The 19,359-nt window shown below is 54.5% G+C and carries 19 protein-coding genes; 12 read left to right on the top strand and 7 right to left on the bottom strand.

Annotation, left to right across the window (positions count from 1 at the left end; genetic code table 11):
• The first annotated feature begins 2 nt into the window (after nucleotides 1-2).
• The 8 genes from infB to C1N59_RS17840 all read left to right on the top strand — a co-directional run bounded on the left by infB (nucleotide 3) and on the right by C1N59_RS17840 (nucleotide 9,991).
• Nucleotides 3-2,687, top strand: a complete 2,685-nt coding sequence (gene infB / locus C1N59_RS17875) for a translation initiation factor IF-2 (RefSeq protein ID WP_028723648.1) — start codon at nucleotides 3-5, stop codon at nucleotides 2,685-2,687.
• A 65-nt stretch (nucleotides 2,688-2,752) separates the two neighbouring features.
• Nucleotides 2,753-3,160: a 30S ribosome-binding factor RbfA gene (gene rbfA / locus C1N59_RS17870; RefSeq protein ID WP_006121764.1), complete on the top strand. Its 408-nt coding sequence runs from the start codon at nucleotides 2,753-2,755 to the stop codon at nucleotides 3,158-3,160.
• Nucleotides 3,160-4,104 carry a tRNA pseudouridine(55) synthase TruB gene (gene truB / locus C1N59_RS17865; protein WP_006121765.1) on the top strand — a complete coding sequence of 315 codons (945 nt, stop codon included), beginning with the start codon at nucleotides 3,160-3,162 and terminating at the stop codon, nucleotides 4,102-4,104. Before rbfA ends, truB begins: the two co-directional genes overlap by 1 nt.
• A 123-nt stretch (nucleotides 4,105-4,227) precedes the next feature.
• Nucleotides 4,228-4,497, top strand: a complete 270-nt coding sequence (gene rpsO / locus C1N59_RS17860; RefSeq protein ID WP_006121766.1) for a 30S ribosomal protein S15 — start codon at nucleotides 4,228-4,230, stop codon at nucleotides 4,495-4,497.
• Nucleotides 4,498-4,802: 305 nt separating this feature from the next.
• Nucleotides 4,803-6,932, top strand: coding sequence for a polyribonucleotide nucleotidyltransferase (gene pnp / locus C1N59_RS17855; protein WP_394549991.1), 2,130 nt, complete (start codon nucleotides 4,803-4,805; stop codon nucleotides 6,930-6,932).
• Between the two features lie 129 nt (nucleotides 6,933-7,061).
• Entirely contained in the window at nucleotides 7,062-7,946 is an 885-nt protein-coding gene (nlpI, locus tag C1N59_RS17850; RefSeq protein ID WP_033739194.1) for a lipoprotein NlpI, read from the top strand.
• Between the two features lie 103 nt (nucleotides 7,947-8,049).
• Complete coding sequence (gene yrbN / locus C1N59_RS17845) at nucleotides 8,050-8,130, top strand: protein YrbN (RefSeq protein WP_100208641.1); 81 nt, start codon at nucleotides 8,050-8,052, stop codon at nucleotides 8,128-8,130.
• Nucleotides 8,123-9,991, top strand: a complete 1,869-nt coding sequence (locus tag C1N59_RS17840; protein ID WP_058702613.1) for a DEAD/DEAH family ATP-dependent RNA helicase — start codon at nucleotides 8,123-8,125, stop codon at nucleotides 9,989-9,991. The genes yrbN and C1N59_RS17840 overlap by 8 nt, the downstream gene beginning before the upstream one ends.
• Nucleotides 9,992-10,172: 181 nt before the next feature.
• Here the strand turns inward: C1N59_RS17840 and C1N59_RS17835 are convergent, their stop codons facing one another.
• The 3 genes from C1N59_RS17835 to C1N59_RS17825 form a co-directional block, all read right to left on the bottom strand.
• Nucleotides 10,173-11,183 carry a luciferase-like monooxygenase gene (locus C1N59_RS17835; protein WP_205953978.1) on the bottom strand — a complete coding sequence of 337 codons (1,011 nt, stop codon included), beginning with the start codon at nucleotides 11,181-11,183 and terminating at the stop codon, nucleotides 10,173-10,175.
• 112 nt (nucleotides 11,184-11,295) lie between these two features.
• Entirely contained in the window at nucleotides 11,296-12,180 is an 885-nt protein-coding gene (locus C1N59_RS17830; protein ID WP_205959093.1) for a U32 family peptidase, read from the bottom strand.
• A gap of 9 nt (nucleotides 12,181-12,189) precedes the next feature.
• A complete protein-coding gene (locus C1N59_RS17825) occupies nucleotides 12,190-13,185 on the bottom strand; it encodes a ubiquinone anaerobic biosynthesis protein UbiU (protein WP_394549990.1) in 996 nt (331 codons plus the stop codon).
• 205 nt (nucleotides 13,186-13,390) lie between these two features.
• Here C1N59_RS17825 and C1N59_RS17820 point away from each other — a divergent pair, with 205 nt between their 5' ends.
• The gene (locus C1N59_RS17820) at nucleotides 13,391-13,915 is read left to right on the top strand and encodes a ubiquinone anaerobic biosynthesis accessory factor UbiT (protein ID WP_006121773.1); all 525 of its coding nucleotides are present in this window, start codon (nucleotides 13,391-13,393) and stop codon (nucleotides 13,913-13,915) included.
• Complete coding sequence (locus C1N59_RS17815) at nucleotides 13,909-14,415, top strand: GNAT family N-acetyltransferase (RefSeq protein WP_033739203.1); 507 nt, start codon at nucleotides 13,909-13,911, stop codon at nucleotides 14,413-14,415. Before C1N59_RS17820 ends, C1N59_RS17815 begins: the two co-directional genes overlap by 7 nt.
• Here the strand turns inward: C1N59_RS17815 and C1N59_RS17810 are convergent.
• A complete protein-coding gene (locus tag C1N59_RS17810; RefSeq protein ID WP_394549989.1) occupies nucleotides 14,399-14,686 on the bottom strand; it encodes a GIY-YIG nuclease family protein in 288 nt (95 codons plus the stop codon). The two genes, C1N59_RS17815 and C1N59_RS17810, sit on opposite strands and share 17 nt — an antisense overlap.
• Before the next feature lie 82 nt (nucleotides 14,687-14,768).
• On the opposite strand from C1N59_RS17810, the gene C1N59_RS17805 reads away from it, so the two are divergent.
• On the top strand, nucleotides 14,769-15,197 hold the full coding sequence (locus C1N59_RS17805; protein ID WP_033739205.1) for a YhbP family protein: 429 nt from the start codon (nucleotides 14,769-14,771) through the stop codon (nucleotides 15,195-15,197).
• A gap of 37 nt (nucleotides 15,198-15,234) precedes the next feature.
• Here C1N59_RS17805 and C1N59_RS17800 read toward each other — a convergent pair whose 3' ends face one another.
• Nucleotides 15,235-15,756 carry a type 1 glutamine amidotransferase domain-containing protein gene (locus C1N59_RS17800; protein WP_006121777.1) on the bottom strand — a complete coding sequence of 174 codons (522 nt, stop codon included), beginning with the start codon at nucleotides 15,754-15,756 and terminating at the stop codon, nucleotides 15,235-15,237.
• 145 nt (nucleotides 15,757-15,901) lie between these two features.
• Here C1N59_RS17800 and C1N59_RS17795 point away from each other — a divergent pair, with 145 nt between their 5' ends.
• A complete protein-coding gene (locus C1N59_RS17795) occupies nucleotides 15,902-16,534 on the top strand; it encodes an NAD-dependent epimerase/dehydratase family protein (protein WP_394549988.1) in 633 nt (210 codons plus the stop codon).
• Here C1N59_RS17795 and nrdG read toward each other — a convergent pair.
• Entirely contained in the window at nucleotides 16,526-16,993 is a 468-nt protein-coding gene (gene nrdG, locus C1N59_RS17790) for an anaerobic ribonucleoside-triphosphate reductase-activating protein (protein WP_033739209.1), read from the bottom strand. The two genes, C1N59_RS17795 and nrdG, sit on opposite strands and share 9 nt — an antisense overlap.
• Nucleotides 16,990-19,128, bottom strand: coding sequence for an anaerobic ribonucleoside-triphosphate reductase (nrdD, locus tag C1N59_RS17785; RefSeq protein WP_394549987.1), 2,139 nt, complete (start codon nucleotides 19,126-19,128; stop codon nucleotides 16,990-16,992). Before nrdD ends, nrdG begins: the two co-directional genes overlap by 4 nt.
• Nucleotides 19,129-19,359 lie beyond the last annotated feature (231 nt).

Here is a 19,359-nt window from a genome sequence, read left to right as displayed (position 1 = left end):
GCATGACAGATGTAACCGTAAAATCGCTGGCAGCAGAAATTCAGACTTCGGTCGATCGCCTGGTACAGCAGTTTGCTGATGCGGGGATCCCAAAGTCTGAAAATGATGCGGTGACCCAGCATGAGAAAGAAACCTTACTGTCTCACCTGAAGCATGGTCAGGCCGGTTCAGGCAAACTGACCCTGCAGCGCAAAACGCGTAGTACCTTGAATATTCCTGGCACCGGGGGTAAAAGTAAATCGGTGCAAATCGAAGTCCGCAAAAAGCGCACGTATGTAAAAGGTGATGCAGAGTCTGAGCAAGCCCAGGCAGAAGCAGAAGCCGAGGCGCAGCGTGAAGCGGAAGAGCAGGCGCAACGCGAGGCCGCTGAACAGGCGCGTCGTGAAGCGGAACAAAAAGCGCAACGTGAAGCCGAAGAGAAAGCCAGGCGCGAAGCCGCTGAAAAGGCTAAGCGTGCAGCAGCGGAAAATGAGAAAGTGACTAATCAACCTACCGACGAAGTGACCAAGGCCGCCCAGTCCGATAAAGCACGTCGTGAAGCTGAAGCCGCTGAACTGAAGCGTAAAGCGGAAGAAGAAGCGCGTCGTAAGCTGGAAGAGGCTGCCCGCCTCGCCGCGGAAGAAGCCCGCCGTTTAGCCGAAGAAAAAGCGGCTGAATGGGAAAAGCCTGAAGAAGAGGATAAGGGCGACTATCACGTCACCACCTCAACACATGCCCGTCAGGCCGAAGACGAGAACGATCGTCAGGTCGAAGCGGGTCGTGCCCGCACGCGCAGTGCTAAAGCCGCGCGTCCGGTGAAAAAAGGCAACAAGCATTCAGAAGCCAAAACCGACCGCGAAGAAGCCCGTGCGCAGGTTCGTGGTGGTAAAGGTGGTAAGCATCGTAAGCCAAGCGCTCTGCAGCAGGGCTTCAACAAGCCAGCACAGGCGGTTAACCGCGATGTGGTGATTGGCGAAACCATCACCGTTGCTGAACTGGCTAACAAAATGGCCGTTAAAGGTTCACTGGTCATCAAAGCGATGATGAAAATGGGCGCTATGGCGACCATCAACCAGGTTATCGACCAGGAAACCGCACAGCTGGTTGCCGAAGAAATGGGCCACAAGGTGACCCTTCGTCGTGAAAACGAGCTGGAAGAAGCGGTAATGGACGATCGTGATACCGATGCAGCGCAGGAAGCGCGTGCGCCGGTTGTGACCATTATGGGCCACGTTGACCACGGTAAAACCTCACTGCTGGATTACATCCGCTCGACCAAAATCGCCTCTGGCGAAGCGGGCGGGATTACACAGCACATCGGTGCATACCACGTCGAAACCGACAACGGTATGATCACCTTCCTGGATACCCCGGGCCACGCCGCGTTTACCGCGATGCGTGCACGTGGTGCGCAGGCAACGGATATCGTTATCCTCGTGGTGGCGGCAGATGATGGTGTGATGCCACAAACCATCGAAGCGATTCAGCACGCCAAAGCCGCGAAAGTGCCGGTTGTGGTTGCTGTCAACAAGTGCGATAAGCCAGAAGCCGATCCGGATCGTGTTAAAAATGAACTGACACAGTACGGCATCATTCCGGAAGAGTGGGGCGGCGAAAACATGTTCGTCAACGTCTCTGCGAAAGCGGGTACCGGTATTGACGATCTGCTGAACGCGATTCTGCTGCAGGCAGAAGTGCTTGAGCTGACGGCCATTCGTGCCGGTATGGCCAGCGGCGTTGTGATCGAATCGTTCCTCGACAAAGGTCGTGGTCCGGTTGCGACCGTTCTGGTACGCGAAGGTACGCTGAACAAAGGCGATATCGTTCTGTGTGGCTTCGAATACGGCCGTGTTCGTGCAATGCGTGACGAACTGGGACGTGAAGTCATGGAAGCGGGTCCGTCTATCCCGGTTGAGATCCTCGGCTTGTCCGGTGTTCCGGCGGCAGGTGATGAAGCGACCGTGGTGCGTGACGAGAAGAAAGCCCGTGAAGTGGCACTGTATCGTCAGGGCAAATTCCGCGAAGTGAAACTGGCACGTCAGCAGAAATCTAAGCTGGAAAACATGTTTGCTAACATGACCGAAGGCGAAGTATCTGAACTGAACATCGTGCTGAAAGCCGACGTTCAGGGCTCTGTGGAAGCGATCTCCGACTCCCTGCTCAAACTCTCCACCGACGAAGTGAAGGTGAAGATTGTGGGTTCAGGCGTAGGTGGTATCACCGAAACCGACGCGACGCTGGCAGCCGCATCTAACGCGATTATCCTTGGCTTTAACGTCCGTGCGGACGCATCTGCGCGTCGCGTCATCGACGCTGAAAGCCTGGATCTGCGTTACTACTCCGTCATCTATAACCTGATTGACGAAGTGAAAGCCGCAATGAGCGGTATGCTGGCACCAGAGTACAAACAGCAGATCATCGGTCTGGCTGAAGTGCGTGACGTGTTCAAATCACCGAAATTTGGTGCTATCGCAGGTTGTATGGTGACGGAAGGTAACATCAAGCGTCACAATCCAATCCGCGTACTGCGCGATAACGTGGTGATCTACGAAGGTGAGCTTGAATCACTGCGTCGCTTTAAAGATGACGTTAACGAAGTGCGTAACGGCATGGAGTGCGGTATCGGCGTGAAGAACTATAATGACGTTCGTGTCGGCGATATGATCGAAGTCTTCGAAGTGATTGAAGTTAAACGCACCATCGCTTAAGTCCTGGCGTTGATGATGCAATTTGGGAGGCCGCTGGCCTCCCGAATTATTTGGGAGAAATAAAAATGGCGAAAGAATTTGGCCGTCCGCAGCGTGTATCACAGGAGCTGCAAAAAGAGATTGCGATGATTCTGCAGCGTGAGATTAAAGATCCACGCCTTGGCATGATGGTGACCGTTTCGGGTGTTGAGGTATCACGTGACCTCGCTTACGCCAAAGTGTTTGTGACATTCCTCAACGATCAAGATGAAGAAGCCGTAAAAAATGGCCTGAAAGCGTTGAAAGAAGCCTCGGGTTATATCCGTACGCTGCTGGGTAAAGCCATGCGCCTGCGTATCGTGCCTGAACTGACCTTCTTCTACGATAACTCGTTGATTGAAGGGATGCGCATGTCCAACCTCGTGACTAACGTGGTGAAAAAAGACGTTGAGCGTCGTGGTCCAGAAACCACGGATGATGACGAGGAGGCGTAATGAGTCGTCCTCGTCGTCGCGGTCGCGACGTCCATGGCGTTTTGTTGCTGGATAAGCCACAAGGCATGTCGTCTAACGATGTTCTGCAGAAGGTGAAGCGCATTTTTAACGCTAACCGTGCAGGACACACCGGTGCACTTGATCCGCTGGCAACCGGCATGTTGCCGATCTGTCTGGGTGAAGCCACCAAGTTCTCGCAGTATCTGCTGGATTCCGATAAGCGTTATCGCGTGATTGCCCGGTTAGGTGAACGTACCGATACCTCCGATGCGGACGGGAACCGGGTACAAACCCGTCCCGTGACCTTTACCCAGGCCGATCTGGATACCGCACTGGACAGTTTTCGTGGTGACATTATGCAGGTGCCATCGATGTTTTCAGCATTAAAACATCAGGGCCGGAAACTGTATGAATATGCCCGCGAAGGCATCACTATCGAACGTGAGCCCCGGCCGATCACCGTGTATGACTTGCAGTTTATTCGCTGGCAGGGCAGTGAGCTTGAGCTGGAAATTCACTGCTCTAAAGGTACGTACATCCGTACCATTATTGACGATTTGGGTGAAAAGCTGGGCTGCGGTGCGCATGTCATCATGCTGCGTCGTTTGCAGGTAGCACGCTATCCCTTCGAAAGAATGGTCACGCTGGAGCAGCTTCAGGCGTTGCAGGCAGAGGCGAACGCCTCAGGCGACGATCTGGCGTTACAGCTCGATCCTCTGCTGCTGCCCATGGACAGTCCGGCTGCGGATTTTCCTGCGGTCAACCTGTCAGCGGATGTGGCGGCCTACTTTAAACAGGGCCAGCCGGTGCATGCAAGTCAGGCACCTGACCAGGGGCTGGTTCGCGTCACCGAAGGTGAAACTCGCAAGTTTATCGGTATGGCAGAAGTGGCCGACGATGGCCGGATTGCTCCACGCCGTTTAGTGGTTGAGTATCAGAATTAAGTCGTGCGCTTTTCATTAAGGGCATTTGCGTTGCCTTCTGGCGAAGAGTAGAATAGCGCGGCTTTAAAGCGGGATGCTGAATTAGAGATCGGCGCCCATACATTCATTTAACTGGAGTTTATTATGTCTCTAAGCGTAGAAGCTAAAGCAGAGATCGTTGCTAAATATGGTCGTGGTGCTAACGACAGCGGTTCAACTGAAGTTCAGGTTGCACTGTTGACCGCGCAGATCAGCCATCTGCAGGGCCACTTCTCTGAGCACAAAAAAGACCACCACAGCCGCCGCGGTCTGCTGCGCATGGTATCTCAGCGTCGTAAGCTGCTGGACTACCTGAAGCGTAAAGACGTTGCACGCTACAGCAGCCTGATCGAAAGCCTCGGTCTGCGTCGCTAAGTCTTAAAATCGGATCGTCTGGGATGCCACAAATGTGTGCTAAAACCCCTTTGGCGATCAGATTTGTGCGAGTTTCATGAAAAGGGGGCCTTTATGGCCCCTTTTTTCGAGCAATGCGCAGCAATCCTGAGCAAACTCATGTATTGTTGTTGGGTGTGATCTTTGTTTGCAGAGGTTCGCGCGGCTAATGAGAGGCTTTACCGCAGGGGCGGTTAAGGGTTGTCATTAGTCGCGAGGATGCAACGGAGATCGGTAATTAATGGCAGGCTCAAGATAGCACTGCCCCGATGTTAAGGACTTTGATTTTGCTTAATCCGATCGTACGCAAATTCCAATATGGTCAACATACCGTCACGCTGGAAACCGGCATGATGGCTCGCCAGGCGACTGCCGCCGTTATGGTGAGCATGGATGACACCGCTGTTTTTGTCACCGTTGTTGGCCAGAAAAAAACCAAACCAGGCCAGGACTTCTTCCCACTGACCGTTAACTATCAGGAGCGTACTTACGCTGCTGGTCGTATCCCGGGCAGCTTCTTCCGTCGCGAAGGTCGTCCAAGCGAAGGTGAAACGCTGATTTCACGTCTGATTGACCGTCCGGTGCGTCCTCTGTTCCCGGAAGGGTTCGTTAACGAAGTTCAGGTGATTGCGACCGTTGTTTCGGTCAACCCACAGGTTCACCCAGACATCGTTGCGATGATCGGTGCCTCTGCCGCGCTGGCGCTGTCGGGTCTGCCTTTCAATGGCCCAATCGGTGCGGCGCGTGTGGGTTATATCAATGACCAGTACGTACTGAACCCAACGGCTGACGAACTGAAAACGTCACGTCTGGATCTGGTGGTTGCAGGTACGCAGAACGCCGTTCTGATGGTGGAATCTGAAGCAGAAATCCTGTCTGAAGAACAAATGCTGGGTGCTGTGGTGTTCGGCCACGATCAGCAGCAGGTGGTGATTGAAAACATTAATGCACTGGTCGCTGAAGCGGGCAAACCGCGTTGGGACTGGCAGCCAGAAGCGGCCAATACTGCACTGATTTCACGTGTTACGGCTCTGGCTGAAGCGCGTATCAGCGATGCGTACCGTATTACTGACAAGCAAGCGCGTTATGCCCAGGTTGACGCCATCAAAGACGAAACCATCGCGGCGCTGCTGGCGGAAGACGAATCCCTGGATGCGGCTGAAATCGGTGATATCGTGCACAGCCTGGAGAAGACGGTTGTCCGTACCCGTATTCTGAACGGCGAGCCGCGTATCGATGGCCGTGAAAAAGACATGATTCGTGGTCTGGACGTGCGGACCGGCGTACTGCCGCGTACCCATGGTTCAGCCCTGTTCACCCGTGGTGAAACACAGGCGCTGGTGACCGCAACGCTGGGTACCACCCGCGATGCGCAGAACCTGGATGAACTGATGGGTGAGCGTACCGACAGCTTCCTGTTCCACTACAACTTTCCTCCCTACTCAGTAGGTGAAACCGGTATGGTGGGCTCGCCTAAGCGTCGTGAAATTGGTCACGGTCGTCTGGCGAAGCGCGGCGTGTTGGCCGTAATGCCAAAAGTGGAAGATTTCCCTTACACCGTTCGTGTCGTGTCTGAAATCACCGAATCAAACGGTTCATCTTCTATGGCTTCCGTCTGTGGTGCTTCTCTGGCACTGATGGACGCGGGCGTACCTATTAAAGCGTCTGTTGCCGGTATCGCGATGGGCCTGGTAAAAGAAGACGACAAATTTGTTGTTCTGTCCGACATTCTGGGTGATGAAGATCACCTGGGTGATATGGACTTCAAAGTGGCGGGTAGCCGTGACGGTATCACCGCGCTGCAGATGGACATCAAAATTGAAGGCATCACCCGCGAGATCATGCAGGTAGCGCTGAATCAGGCCAAAGGTGCACGTCTGCACATTCTGGGCGTGATGGAGCAGGCTATCAGCACGCCGCGTCAGGAAATCTCTGAGTTCGCACCGCGCATTTACACCATCAAGATCAGTTCAGATAAGATTAAAGATGTGATCGGTAAAGGCGGTTCTGTTATCCGTGCGCTGACCGAAGAAACCGGCACCACCATCGAAATCGAAGATGACGGTACGGTGAAAATCGCGGCAACTGATGGCCTGAAAGCGAAAGAAGCGATTCGTCGCATCGAAGAGATCACCGCTGAAATCGAAGTGGGCCGCATTTACAGCGGTAAAGTCACGCGCATTGTCGATTTCGGTGCTTTCGTTGCTATCGGCGGCGGTAAAGAAGGTCTGGTGCACATTTCACAAATCGCTGATAAGCGCGTTGAGAAAGTGACAGATTATCTGCAGATGGGTCAGGAAGTACCGGTGAAGGTGATGGAAGTGGATCGCCAGGGCCGTGTCCGTCTGAGCATCAAAGAAGCGACAGAAACCAAGCCTGAGGCTGTTGCAGCTGAGAGCGCACCTGACGCTGAATAAGTCTTTCCTGATTTGCCTCTCCTTGCCTGGCAGGGGGAGGCTTTTGTGTCATCGCGAGGGCAGGAATCCTTGTGCACAGCAGGCGGATGACAGGACGGTTGTCCCAATGTTTGTATTCGGGAGTGGGAAATGAAGCCTTTTTTGCGCTGGTGTTTTGTTGCGACAGCTTTGACGCTGGCAGGATGCAGCAACTCCAATTGGCGTAAGAACGAAGTTCTTGCAGTACCTTTACAGCCCACACTGCAGCAGGAAGTGATTCTGGCTCGCATGGAACAAATTCTTGCCAGTCGAGCCCTTACCGATGATGAACGCGCACAGCTGTTATATGAGCGCGGAGTGTTGTATGATAGTTTGGGTCTGAGGGCATTAGCGCGGAACGATTTTTCGCAAGCGCTGTCTATAAGACCTGATATGCCAGAAGTGTTTAACTATCTTGGTATATACTTAACGCAGGCGGGCAACTATGATGCCGCCTATGAAGCGTTTGATTCTGTACTTGAGCTTGATCCAACTTACAACTATGCGCATTTAAATCGTGGTATCGCCCTCTATTACGGTGGTCGATACAAGTTAGCGCAAGATGATCTGCTGGCGTTTTATCAAGACGATCCTAACGATCCTTTCCGTAGCTTGTGGCTCTATCTTGTTGAAAGCAAGATGGACGCAGCCAAGGCAAAAGTGGCGCTTAAACAGCGTTACGACAAAGCGGTTAAGGACCAATGGGGATGGAATATTGTCGAGTTCTACCTGGGCGACATCAGCGAAGCAACACTGATGGAACGTCTCAAGGCGGACGCAACGGATAACACCTCGCTCGCTGAACATCTCAGTGAAACCAACTTCTATTTAGGTAAGTATTACCTAAGTCTGGGGGAGAAGGACAACGCAGAAGCGTTGTTCAAACTGGCGGTCGCCAACAACGTGAATAACTTTGTTGAACACCGATACGCATTGTTGGAACTGGCGCTACTCGGCCAGGCACAAGACGATTTATCAGAATCTGACCAGCAATAGCTGACGAACTTTTTTGCCTGTAAACCTGTCAAGTCATCATCTTCAGGGATGAGGGCTTTTCTGTTCGTCAAAACTTCTAATTTGAGCCGGTTCACACTTTTTGATGAAAATGACTGAAAGTTTTCACGACGAGTTATGTAGACTGGCCGCCGCAATCAACGAGGCACGTGTACTACATGACTGATATTCAAACCACTTTTGCAGACCTTGGCCTGAACGCCGACATCCTTGAATCACTGAACGGCATGGGCTACGTAAAGCCATCCCCAATCCAGGCTGAGTGTATTCCTCACCTGTTGGCGGGTCGTGACGTGTTAGGCATGGCGCAGACCGGGAGTGGTAAAACGGCAGCGTTCTCTCTGCCGCTGTTAAACAACATTGATCCGACTATTAAAGCACCGCAAATTTTGGTGCTGGCTCCGACCCGCGAACTGGCGGTTCAGGTTGCTGAAGCGATGACCGAATTCTCTAAGCACATGCGCGGTCTGAACGTAGTTGCCCTTTACGGCGGCCAGCGTTATGACGTGCAGCTGCGTGCTCTGCGCCAGGGACCCCAGGTCGTTGTGGGCACCCCAGGTCGTCTGCTGGATCACCTGAAGCGTGGCACGTTAGATCTGTCTAATCTGCGTGGTCTGGTGCTGGACGAAGCAGATGAAATGTTACGTATGGGCTTCATCGAAGACGTTGAAACCATCATGGCGCAGATCCCGGAAGGTCATCAGACCGCGCTGTTCTCTGCCACCATGCCAGAAGCGATTCGTCGCATCACCAAGCGTTTCATGAAAGATCCGCAGGAAGTGCGTATTCAGTCGAGCCTGACAACGCGTCCTGACATCAGCCAGAGCTACTGGACGGCTTACGGCCGTAAAACCGATGCACTGGTTCGATTCCTGGAAGCAGAAGATTTTGATGCGGCGATCATCTTCGTACGTACCAAAAATGCCACTCTGGAAGTCGCTGAAGCGCTGGAGCGTAGCGGTTACAACAGCGCGGCCCTGAACGGTGATATGAACCAGGCCCTGCGTGAGCAGACGCTGGAGCGTTTGAAAGATGGTCGTCTGGACATCCTGATCGCGACTGACGTTGCGGCCCGTGGCCTGGACGTTGAGCGTATCAGCCTGGTTGTTAACTACGATATCCCGATGGACGCCGAATCTTACGTTCACCGTATTGGCCGTACGGGTCGTGCGGGTCGTGCGGGTCGCGCACTGCTGTTCGTTGAGAACCGCGAGCGTCGTCTGCTGCGCAACATCGAACGCACCATGAAGCTGACTATCCCGGAAGTTGAGCTGCCAAACGCAGAGCTGCTGGGTCAGCGTCGTCTGGCTAAGTTTGCCGCGAAAGTTCAGCAGCAGCTGGAAAGCAGCGATCTGGAACAGTACCGTGCACTGCTGACCAAAATGCAGCCTGAAGAAGAGCTGGATATCGAAACGCTGGCTGCCGCCCTGCTGAAAATGGCACAGGGTGAGCGTCCGCTGATCGTACCTGCTGACGCACCGCGTCCTCCGCGCCGCGAATTCCGTGAACGTGATGATCGTCGCGACAGCCGTGGTCCACGTGACAGCCGTGATGGCGATCGTCCACGTCGTGAGCGTCGCGATGTTGGCGACATGCAGTTGTATCGCATTGAAGTGGGCCGTGATGACGGTGTTGAAGTTCGTCACATCGTTGGCGCGATTGCTAACGAAGGCGACATCAGCAGCCGTTACATCGGTAACATCAAACTGTTTGGTACGCACTCGACGATCGAACTGCCGAAAGGCATGCCGGGCGATGTCCTGCAGCACTTTACCCGTACGCGTATTCTCAACAAGCCGATGAATATGCAATTGCTGGGTGATGCACAGCCGCATGAAGGTGGCCGTGGTGAGCGTCGTTCAGGTTCTGGCGAGCGTCGTGGTCCTCGTCCTGAAGGTCAGGGCCGTCGTTTCTCTTCTGAGCGCCGTGAAGGTGGTCGTGAAGGTGGACGCAGTTTTAACCGTGAAGGCGGTCGTGGTCCACGTCGTGAAGACGGTGCTGCTGCACCTCGTCGTCGTGACGCATAAGCGAGACGATTTCGCATGATAAAAAGGGGAGCCTGCGGGCTTCCCTTTTTTTTGCCCTTGCGGTAAATCCCTGTCAGGGCAGACCGGCTGAGACAGCGGGGAAGTAAGATAAATAAAGGGAAGCCAGCAGGCTTCCCTTTTTGTCTTTGTCTTTTACCTGGCGCGAAACAGAGCGAGGCGTTTACAGCCCGCGTGCCGCCTCCATCGCCAGCTTAAAGGAGTGCAGACGTGCATCGGTATCGTAAATCTGACCGTTAACCATGATCTCATCGGCCTGCGTTTCACGCAGCAGCGAGGCCAGACCGTGACGCACTTTATCCACGTCCCCGACCAGCGACATGCTCAGAGCCTGCTGGACGCCATACTGTTCTGACGGCGACCAGAGGCTGTCCATGTTCTGCACCGGGGCAGGTAACGGACCGGGCTTGCCGCGACGCAAATTAATAAACTGCTGCTGCATTGAGGTAAACAGAAAACGGGCGTCGCTTTCCGTGTCCGCCGCCACGATGTTAATGCAGACGGTAGCATAAGGTTCAGCAAGGCGCGCTGACGGTGTAAAGTTTTCACGATAAATATGCAGAGCCTGGAACAGCTGGTCCGGTGCGAAATGCGAGGCAAACGCAAACGGCAGTCCCATTTTGGCCGAGAGCTGGGCGCTGTACAGGCTGGAACCCAGTAACCAGACGGGAATTTTCATCCCTAAACCAGGTACCGGCTGAACAGGCGGCTGCGCGCCAGCTTCTGCATCAAACCAGTGAATCAGCTCGGCCACATCATCCGGAAACGTATCGGCCTGCATGCCTGACAGGTTGCGACGTAAAGCCAGCATCGTGCGCTGATCCGATCCTGGCGCACGGCCTAATCCCAGATCGATGCGATCGGGATACAGCGATGCCAGGGTGCCGAACTGTTCTGCGATCACCAGCGGCGCGTGATTGGGCAACATAATGCCGCCAGAGCCCAGACGCAGCGTCGTGGTGTTTGCGGCCAGATAGCCGATTAACACGGCTGTGGCGGCGCTGGCGATGCCGGTCATATTATGGTGCTCAGCTAACCAGTAACGTTCAAATCCCAGAGCTTCGGCCTGACGTGCCAGCGCAAGTGAATTCTGAAACGCATCACGTGGCGTAGCGCCCTGAGGAACAGGGGCAAGATCGAGTACAGAGAGGCGAACGTTTTTTTTCTCAGACATGGGTACTCCAGAGGTTATAGCGCAGGTTTCATACCCTGCACTATTAAGTATTGCGCAACATTCGCTATATTAAAACGCTTTACGCCCACTCTCTGTTGCCTGTATGTGCGTTTCAGTCGGTGGTCTGTAAAACCATCCCCGGCAGTTTACGCCAGTAGCCATTGCAGTCCCGGTTTTTCTCGATCGCTAACGGGGCCTGGCCCGCTTCGTTGTCGCGAAAACGGTCAACAAGGCTTAAGGTTTCCTCGCTTTGTGGTGAAAGTCGCACGATATCGACACAGTTGTGCATGCTTACCAGATCGTTGCCCAGGTTGTAACAGTAGCCACTCAGCGTCTGAATACCGTTCAGAACGAAAACCTGTTGTTGCTCCTGCGAAAGCACCCTGCGTCCGTTCGGATAATGACGGCAGCAGGTTTCGCAGTCATCTTTAGCACGATTCTCCGAGCGGGCCGTAAAGCATCGCGCTGACAGGGCTAGCGGTAAATGCCCATAGCCCAGCACCTCCACTTCAAACTGTTCGCGAATACCGCGCGTTTCGCACTGCGCCAGCAGAGTTAACAGCCAGTCTCGTGGCATTTCAACGGGCAGGCACCAGCGCGTCATACCTTCTTTCACCAGCAGATGTAAGGTGTCAGCGTTATAAACGTTCAGGGTAGGACCGGCGACAAAGGGCAGCTTGCGTTCCGCCGCCATGTTGACCGTCCCCATGTCGTTGGCCTCGATAAGAAACTCGCCATTTTCGACATAACGCTGTAACTCTTTCAGTTCGGATGGGGATTGCAGCAGCGCCAGCGTGCTCACCACAACCTGCTTGCCGCTGGCAGCCAGCTCACGCGCTAAATCCATCCAGGCGGCAAACGAGGTTGCGCGGCGCTTGCTGCATACGGTTTCGCCCAGGTAAATGATGTCGGCACTGCTTTGGGCGGCGAGATGGTAAAAGTGTTGCAGTGTGTCGCCAGGCCAGTACCACAGCACCGGGCCAAGGGAATATTTCATGCTGCCTCCTTATTGCCAGTCACGATGGTAAGCACCTAACGTGGTTTGCGTTCCTTCAGACAGCGCCCCTAATGTCTGCATCCATTTCTCGCTGACATCAAAGCTATCCGGCGCGGCCTGACAGCGATTGATCGCCTGACGCCAGACGCGCGCCACCTCAGAAATATAGGCGGGGCTGCGCTGACGGCCTTCAATCTTCACAGAGGCAATGCCCGCCCGCAGCAGCTCAGGCAGCAGTTCCAGGGTATTCAGGCTGGTGGGCTCTTCCAGCACGTGGTAGCGCTGTTCGTCAATCTCGTAACGCCCTTTACACAGGGTGGGATAACCCGCGCTTTCATCCGCACCGTAACGGTCAACCAATACGTCATTCAGGCGCACCTCCATCCCGGCAGGCGTTTGCTGCCAGCGCACAAACTTCGCCGGCGAGCAGGCGCCTTTGCTGTTTGGCGATTCCCCTGTGAGCCAGGAGGACAGGTAGCAGCGACCTTCGGCCATAATACACAGGCTGCCAAAGGCAAATACTTCCAGCGGGACTGGCGTAATGCGCGCCAGTTGTTTTACCTGATGGAGGGATAAAACACGGGGCAGCACTACGCGATGCAAAGTGAAATGACGGTGATAAAAACGGATGGCTTCCAGATTGGTGGCCGAGGCCTGAACGGACAAGTGTCGCTCTATGTGTGGATAGCGTTCGCGGGCATAGGCCAGCGTGGCGATATCGGCCAGTATCAGCGCATCCGCTCCACAGTCCGCCGCCACATCAATGGCCCGCTGCCAGCGATGCACGCTATCAGGGTGTGCAAAGGTATTAATGGCAACGTGCAGTTTGCGACGATGCTGATGTAAGTAACAGGCTGCTTCACGTAATTTCTTATCCGTAAAGTTTAGCCCGGCAAAATGACGCGCATTGGTATCGTCTTTTAGCCCGACATAGACCGCATCGGCCCCATTCTCAACGGCGGCGCGCAGGGCTGGCAGGCTCCCGGCTGGACACAGCAACTCCATACACAATCCTCTCGACATACAGATGGAGCCCGAGTCTAGTCATGCCGCGTTGCGCAAATCTTGATTTGGGGCAGTGAAAGCCGTTTTGATGCGTGAGGCTGGCGTATTTTTAATCGGTCAGCTGTTGGTTTTATTGATCTCACCGACGGCGATAACCGGTGTCTGTGGCAATATAGCTAAAATTTTTTTAACAGGAGTGACGAGCGTGCTTCAGCGGTTTTCAGCCAGTTTAGTGAAAAATGGTCCTAAAATTATTGGTTTACCGGCGAAGATTGCCCCGTTTACCTTGAAGAAGCCCCTCTTGCAGCAACTCTTAAACTGGCAATTTCGTCATGTTTTGGCTGAAGGTGAGTTAGACTTCCTTCAGGGACGCTTTTTAGGCATTGAGATCCTTGATATGCATCTCACCTGGATGACCACGCTAGAGGATGGCCGACTGAAGGTATTGCAGCATGCCGAAGCAGATGTCTGGTTCCGGGGCAATGCCAATGATTTGTTGCTGGTAGCCGCGCGTAAAGCGGATCCTGATATGCTTTTCTTTCAGCGTCGATTGCTGATTGAAGGGGATACTGAACTGGGACTGGAGGTTAAGAACGTAATGGATGCAATAGAACTCGACACCATGCCCGTAGGGTTACGTACCGCCATTCAGCACATGGCTGCGATTGTGGAAACAACGATGCAACAGGACGCGAACGCCGCACAGGCACGCGCAGGTGTTTCATGTTAATACGAACGGAAATTGGCGTTGACGCCGCCGGAATCGATGCACTGCTCCGACGTTGTTTCCCTACATCGGCCGAGGCGGAACTGACACAGGCACTGCGCGAAGATGGCCTGTTAACGCTTGGCGTCGTGGCAACCGATGATGAAGGACAAGTGCTGGGTTATGCTGCCTTTAGTCCGGTCACGATGCAGGGCGAGGATCGCGGCTGGGTCGGCCTTGCGCCGCTGGCCGTTGATGAACCTTTACGGGGGCAGGGCATTGCGAAACGCCTCATTTACGAAGGTCTGGATACGCTCAATGAGTTTGGTTACAGCGCGGTAGTCGTACTTGGCGAGCCTGCGCTGTTTCATCCGCTGGGATTTGAACCTGCGGCGCGCCGGGGATTGCACTGTCGCTGGCCGGACAGTGAAGCCGCTTTCCAGGTTTACCGTCTGGCCGATAATGCCTTCGACGACGCGGAAGGGCGCATTGAGTATGCAGCTCCCTTTAACGCACTGCGCTAAGCCAGGTTTCGAGACTCTGCGGTTGCTCGGCAACCAGTTGCAGTTTGCGTTGCCGGGGAAGTTGCTTGACCTGATATTCCAGCCTGGATGCCTGCGTGCGGTCACCTGCCGCGCAGGCATAAACCAGCGCCAGTGGGCCTTTTCCGCGCAGGGCCCGGGCTCCACGACCACACTCATGTTGCGCAAGGCGGCGCGTGACGTCGGTCGTGATGCCGGTATATAACAGACCGGCGGCCGTTTTTATCAGGTAAAGTTGCCAGTGCTGACTCATAATCTGTCCCAGAAATGCCTGCCCGGCAGTGTAACGCGCTTCCCCATCGTGCGCTATCCGTTGCCCTTATCCGGAGTTGATTGTGTCTGATCTTTCCCATCTTATTCGCTACCTGAAGAAGCAACATGTCCTGTCACTGTGCTGCAGTGCCGGAAATGAACTGTGGTGTGCAAACTGTTACTACGTGTTTGATGAGGCACGTATGGCATTCTGGTTGATGACGGAACCGGATACACGTCATGGCCTTCTGGCCAGCAAAAATCCTCACGTGGCCGGAACGATCAATGGTCAGCCGAAAACGGTCTTACTGATAAAAGGGGTGCAGTATCGTGGACGCATCAGGCAACTGCGTGAGGAGGAGGCGGTTGAAGCTCGCCATGCCTATCAGCGACGTTTCCCGATGTCACGCAGCGTGTCTGCACCGCTGTGGGAAATCACGCTCGATGAGCTGAAAATGACCGATAACGCGCTGGGATTTGGCAAAAAGATTGCCTGGCTGCGGGAAGAGTAGTGCGCCCTGATCCCTGACGGAAAAGGGCGCCAACGCGTTACAGCGCTTCCAGAATGCGCAGGGACTCACGGTTAAAAGCAGGCAGGTCAGCCGGGGTGCGGCTGGTTACCAGCTTGTCACTGTCCACCACCACTTCTTCATCGCGGAAATCAGCCCCGGCATTAATCAGGTCGACCGCAATGGCTTTTACGCTGGTCATTTTTCGGCCGCGGACGCCATTGGCACTGATCAGCAACTGTGGTCCGTGGCAGATCGCAAACACCGGTTTGCCGCTTGCCACGAAGTCTTTGGTGAAAGCGACGAAGCGGTCGTCGCCGCGCAGGGCGTCAGGTGAATGGCCGCCAGGCAGCAGCAGCGCGTCAAACTCAGCCGCACTGACATCGTCGATGCTGCGGTCAATCTTCACTTCCGCATCACCCTGTTTGCCTTTAACGGTTTTACCCGCCTGCTCCTCAATGGTCACCACCTCGTAGCCAGCACGTTTATACACTTCCGCTGGCGAGGTAAACTCAGAGTCTTCAAATTCATCGGTGATCAATACCGCAATTTTGGTGCTCATCTTTACCCTCCTGTAGGCATGTTAGGCGCTTAATGCGCTATCCTGATACGCATTAAGCCTGGCTGCCGACATCAGGAAAGCAAGCCAGACGGCGCACATTGACCAGATTTTGCACGGCTGATGATGAAACAGGGACAATTCTGAGATGAATCGCGTATTAGTGACCGGCGCAACCGGATTAGTCGGGTCATATCTGCTGCGTTTACTGGTTGATGATCCTCGCATCGATGAGATTATCGCCCCGACGCGCCGCGCGTTGCCTGTTATGAACAAGGTGATCAATCCGGTTGAGGACGATCTGACCGATGTGCTTCAGCCCCTGGATGGGCCACTGACCACGGTATTTTGCTGTCTGGGCACCACGCGCAAACAGGCAGGCAGTAAAGCGGCCTTTATTCATGTGGATTACACGCTGGTGGTGGACACCGCATTGAATGGCTTGCGACTGGGCGCCACGCAGATGCTGGTGGTGAGTGCGCACGGCGCGCATCGCCATTCGCCCTTTTTATACAGCCGCGTAAAAGGTGAGATGGAGAATACGCTGCGCCACCAGAACTGGGCACGCCTGGTTTTCGTCCGGCCATCTTTATTGCTCGGTGAAAGAAAAGAGAAACGCCGCGGAGAAAGCCTGATGGCACCGTTGTTTTCCTGGTTGCCCGGCAACTGGCGTGCAGTGTCAGCACAGGATGTGGCCCGCTGTCTGCATCAGCAGGCCTTCATGGATAAAGTCGGCGTCACCCTCATTGAATCCGGGGCGATTCCCCGCTCTTCAGCGTAAATACCAGATGTGCTGATTACGACTGCCGCGCCATAAGAGGGTGGCGTCTTTTTCGGCTTCTTCAAAGCGCCCGTCGATCAGAACGTCAATCCAGGGCAGCACTTCACGCTGCGCGGACGTCAGTGACGCCATTTCATAGCCGGTCCATAGCCAGATATCTTTGCCCGGGCAGGTCTGTTTGACGCGTTTCACCAGACGACGAATATGCGGCACATTCTGTGGATGCAGGGGATCGCCGCCGCTTAACGATAAGCCCTGTCGTGGGATGCGCGTGTCGTTCAGATCGGCCAGCAGTTGTTCTTCCATCGCCAGGGTAAACGGCACCCCGGAATCCAGCCGCCAGGTACGTTGATTGTAACAGCCGCGGCACTGGTGCTCGCAGCCAGAGACAAACAGGGTACAGCGGGTGCCGGGGCCGTTCACGATATCGACATCGTAGTAACGATGAATGCGCATCATTCCAGCTGGCCGCTATTAAGATGTTTCACCCGACGCTGCACTTCCTGTTGTTTTCCCGCATTAAACGGGCGCGCGTCCGGACTGCCCAGATAGCCACAAACCCGCCGTGTGACCGAAACCCGTGCAGGATCGTGATTGCCGCAGTTCGGGCAGGTAAATCCGCGGCTGGTACAGGTGAACTCCCCGTTGAAGCCACAGTCGTAACATTCGTCAATTGGCGTGTTGGTGCCGTAGTAAGGCACGCGGTCGTAGCTGTAATCCCAGACGTCTTCCAGCGCCTTAAGGTTGTGCTGCACATTGGGATATTCGCCGTAACAGATAAAACCGCCATTGGAGAGTGGCGGATAGGGGGCTTCAAAATCGATTTTTTCGTAAGGATTCACCTTCTTCTCAACGTCCAGATGGAAGCTGTTGGTGTAATAACCTTTGTCGGTCACGCCTTTTACCACACCAAATTCAGCCGCATCCAGACGGCAGAAACGGTCACATAAGTTTTCGCTGGGGGTACTGTAGAGGCTAAAGCCATAGCCCGTTTCCGCTTTCCAGGCGTCGGTCGCCGCGCGCAGACGTGCCACGATAGCCACGCCTTTGGCGCGCAGGGTTGCATCATCAAAAGGATGGACTGAGGCGCCGCTCAGCGCATTCAGTGTTTCGTGCAAGCCGATGAAACCGAGAGACAAGGAGGCGCGGCCATTGCGGAAAATCGAACCCACCTCATCGTCTGCCTGCAAACGCACGCCGCAGGCACCTTCCATATAAAGAATGGGCGCAACCCGAGCTTTGGTTTTTTCCAGCCGGGCAACACGCGTCATCAATGCCCGTTTCGCCAGCATCAGCCTGTCATCCAGTAACGCCCAGAAACGCGCCTCATCACCCCGTGCTTCCAGCGCGATACGTGGCAGATTCAGACTGATGACGCCGATATTGTTGCGCCCTTCATGAATCTGCTCGCCATTTTCTTCGTAAACGCCCAGAAAACTGCGACAGCCCATCGGCGTTTTAAAGGAGCCGGTAACCTTAACGACCTGATCATAATTGAGAATATCGGGATACATTCGTTTGCTGGCACAGGCCAGCGCCAGTTGCTTAATGTCATAGTTCACATCGCCGGGACGACGGTTAACGCCTTCCCGAATCGCAAACACCAGCTTCGGGAAGACGGCCGTTTTGCGATTTTTACCCAGTCCTGCCAGGCGGTTACGCAAGATGGATGTCTGCACCAGACGGGCGGCCCAGCTTGTCCCCAACCCGAACCCAAACGTGACAAACGGTGTCTGGCCATTTGCCGTATGCAGCGTGTTCACCTCATATTCCAGCGACTGAAAGGCGTCATAACACTCTTTTTCGGTACGCTGGCGGGCATAGGCTTCCGCCTGCGGGATATCCCAGTGCTGCGCTACCTCTTTATGCCGGGCAAAACTTTTTTCAACATAGGGTGCCAGCACCTCGTCAATTCGATTCAGCGTGGTTCCGCCATAGATATGGCTGGCAACCTGGGCAATGATTTGCGCGGTCACCGCAGTGGCGGTAGCAATCGACCTGGGCGGCTCGATCTCCGCGTTACCCATTTTAAAACCGTTGGTCAGCATGTCTTTCAAATCGATCAGCATGCAGTTAAACATGGGGAAGAAAGGCGAGTAATCGAGATCGTGATAATGGATCTCGCCGCGCTCATGCGCCTGAACCACATCACGAGGCAGGATTTGCTGCTGGGCGTAATGTTTCGCCACAATTCCGGCCAGCAAATCGCGCTGGGTCGGGATCACTTTGCTGTCTTTATTGGCATTTTCATGAAGCAGGGCGGCATTGGTCTGATCGACCAGGCCACGGATGGCATGATGCAGCTGGCTGCGGCGTTCGCGCTCGACGTCACGATCGTGACGATAGGCAATATAAGCCCGTGCCAGTTGTGGGTAAGGTCCGGCCATCAGCGTCTCTTCCACCGCACACTGAATATCCTGAATGTCGACGTCCTGACGATCCACCAGTTGTGCGCTAACCTGTCCGGCCACCGCGTCGCACCATGCGGCATCGTCGACGTTCGCTGCCCGCGCAGCCGCCATAACGGCCGCTGCGATACGTTGTGCATCAAAGCTTACGCGGCATCCGTCGCGCTTTATCACCACCGTTGCCATGTTCTCTCCGTTAACTACATATAGGTGTTGTTTCGGATTTTAGGCTCAACATGTAGTGACTGCAGCGAATTAATTCGTCTCGTTTTGACCTGAAACAAAGAAGCCGTAAACACGCGCAGAAAATCAGCACGACAAAAAAATCGCCCCGGGGTCGCCTTTTCGGACGGACTGATTTGATTAGCCACGCAAAATGACATTACTCTGGTGACCGACCTTTTTTGCCATCGACTT

Source organism: Pantoea sp. SGAir0183, assembly GCF_043545505.1.
The sequence above is the reverse complement of the archived record's forward strand: the minus strand, read 5'-3'. Positions and strand labels throughout refer to the sequence as shown.

Bases quoted from the DNA above. Each gene is read 5' to 3' on its own strand.
- infB (WP_028723648.1), top strand. From the start codon at position 3: ATGACAGATGTAACCGTAAAATCGCTGGCAGCAGAAATTCAGACTTCG.
- rbfA (WP_006121764.1), top strand. From the start codon at position 2,753: ATGGCGAAAGAATTTGGCCGTCCGCAGCGTGTATCACAGGAGCTGCAA.
- truB (WP_006121765.1), top strand. From the start codon at position 3,160: ATGAGTCGTCCTCGTCGTCGCGGTCGCGACGTCCATGGCGTTTTGTTG.
- rpsO (WP_006121766.1), top strand. From the start codon at position 4,228: ATGTCTCTAAGCGTAGAAGCTAAAGCAGAGATCGTTGCTAAATATGGT.
- nlpI (WP_033739194.1), top strand. From the start codon at position 7,062: ATGAAGCCTTTTTTGCGCTGGTGTTTTGTTGCGACAGCTTTGACGCTG.
- yrbN (WP_100208641.1), top strand. From the start codon at position 8,050: ATGAAAATGACTGAAAGTTTTCACGACGAGTTATGTAGACTGGCCGCC.
- C1N59_RS17840 (WP_058702613.1), top strand. From the start codon at position 8,123: ATGACTGATATTCAAACCACTTTTGCAGACCTTGGCCTGAACGCCGAC.
- C1N59_RS17835 (WP_205953978.1), bottom strand. From the start codon at position 11,183: ATGTCTGAGAAAAAAAACGTTCGCCTCTCTGTACTCGATCTTGCCCCT.
- C1N59_RS17830 (WP_205959093.1), bottom strand. From the start codon at position 12,180: ATGAAATATTCCCTTGGCCCGGTGCTGTGGTACTGGCCTGGCGACACA.
- C1N59_RS17825 (WP_394549990.1), bottom strand. From the start codon at position 13,185: ATGGAGTTGCTGTGTCCAGCCGGGAGCCTGCCAGCCCTGCGCGCCGCC.
- C1N59_RS17815 (WP_033739203.1), top strand. From the start codon at position 13,909: ATGTTAATACGAACGGAAATTGGCGTTGACGCCGCCGGAATCGATGCA.
- C1N59_RS17810 (WP_394549989.1), bottom strand. From the start codon at position 14,686: ATGAGTCAGCACTGGCAACTTTACCTGATAAAAACGGCCGCCGGTCTG.
- C1N59_RS17800 (WP_006121777.1), bottom strand. From the start codon at position 15,756: ATGAGCACCAAAATTGCGGTATTGATCACCGATGAATTTGAAGACTCT.
- C1N59_RS17795 (WP_394549988.1), top strand. From the start codon at position 15,902: ATGAATCGCGTATTAGTGACCGGCGCAACCGGATTAGTCGGGTCATAT.
- nrdG (WP_033739209.1), bottom strand. From the start codon at position 16,993: ATGATGCGCATTCATCGTTACTACGATGTCGATATCGTGAACGGCCCC.
- nrdD (WP_394549987.1), bottom strand. From the start codon at position 19,128: ATGGCAACGGTGGTGATAAAGCGCGACGGATGCCGCGTAAGCTTTGAT.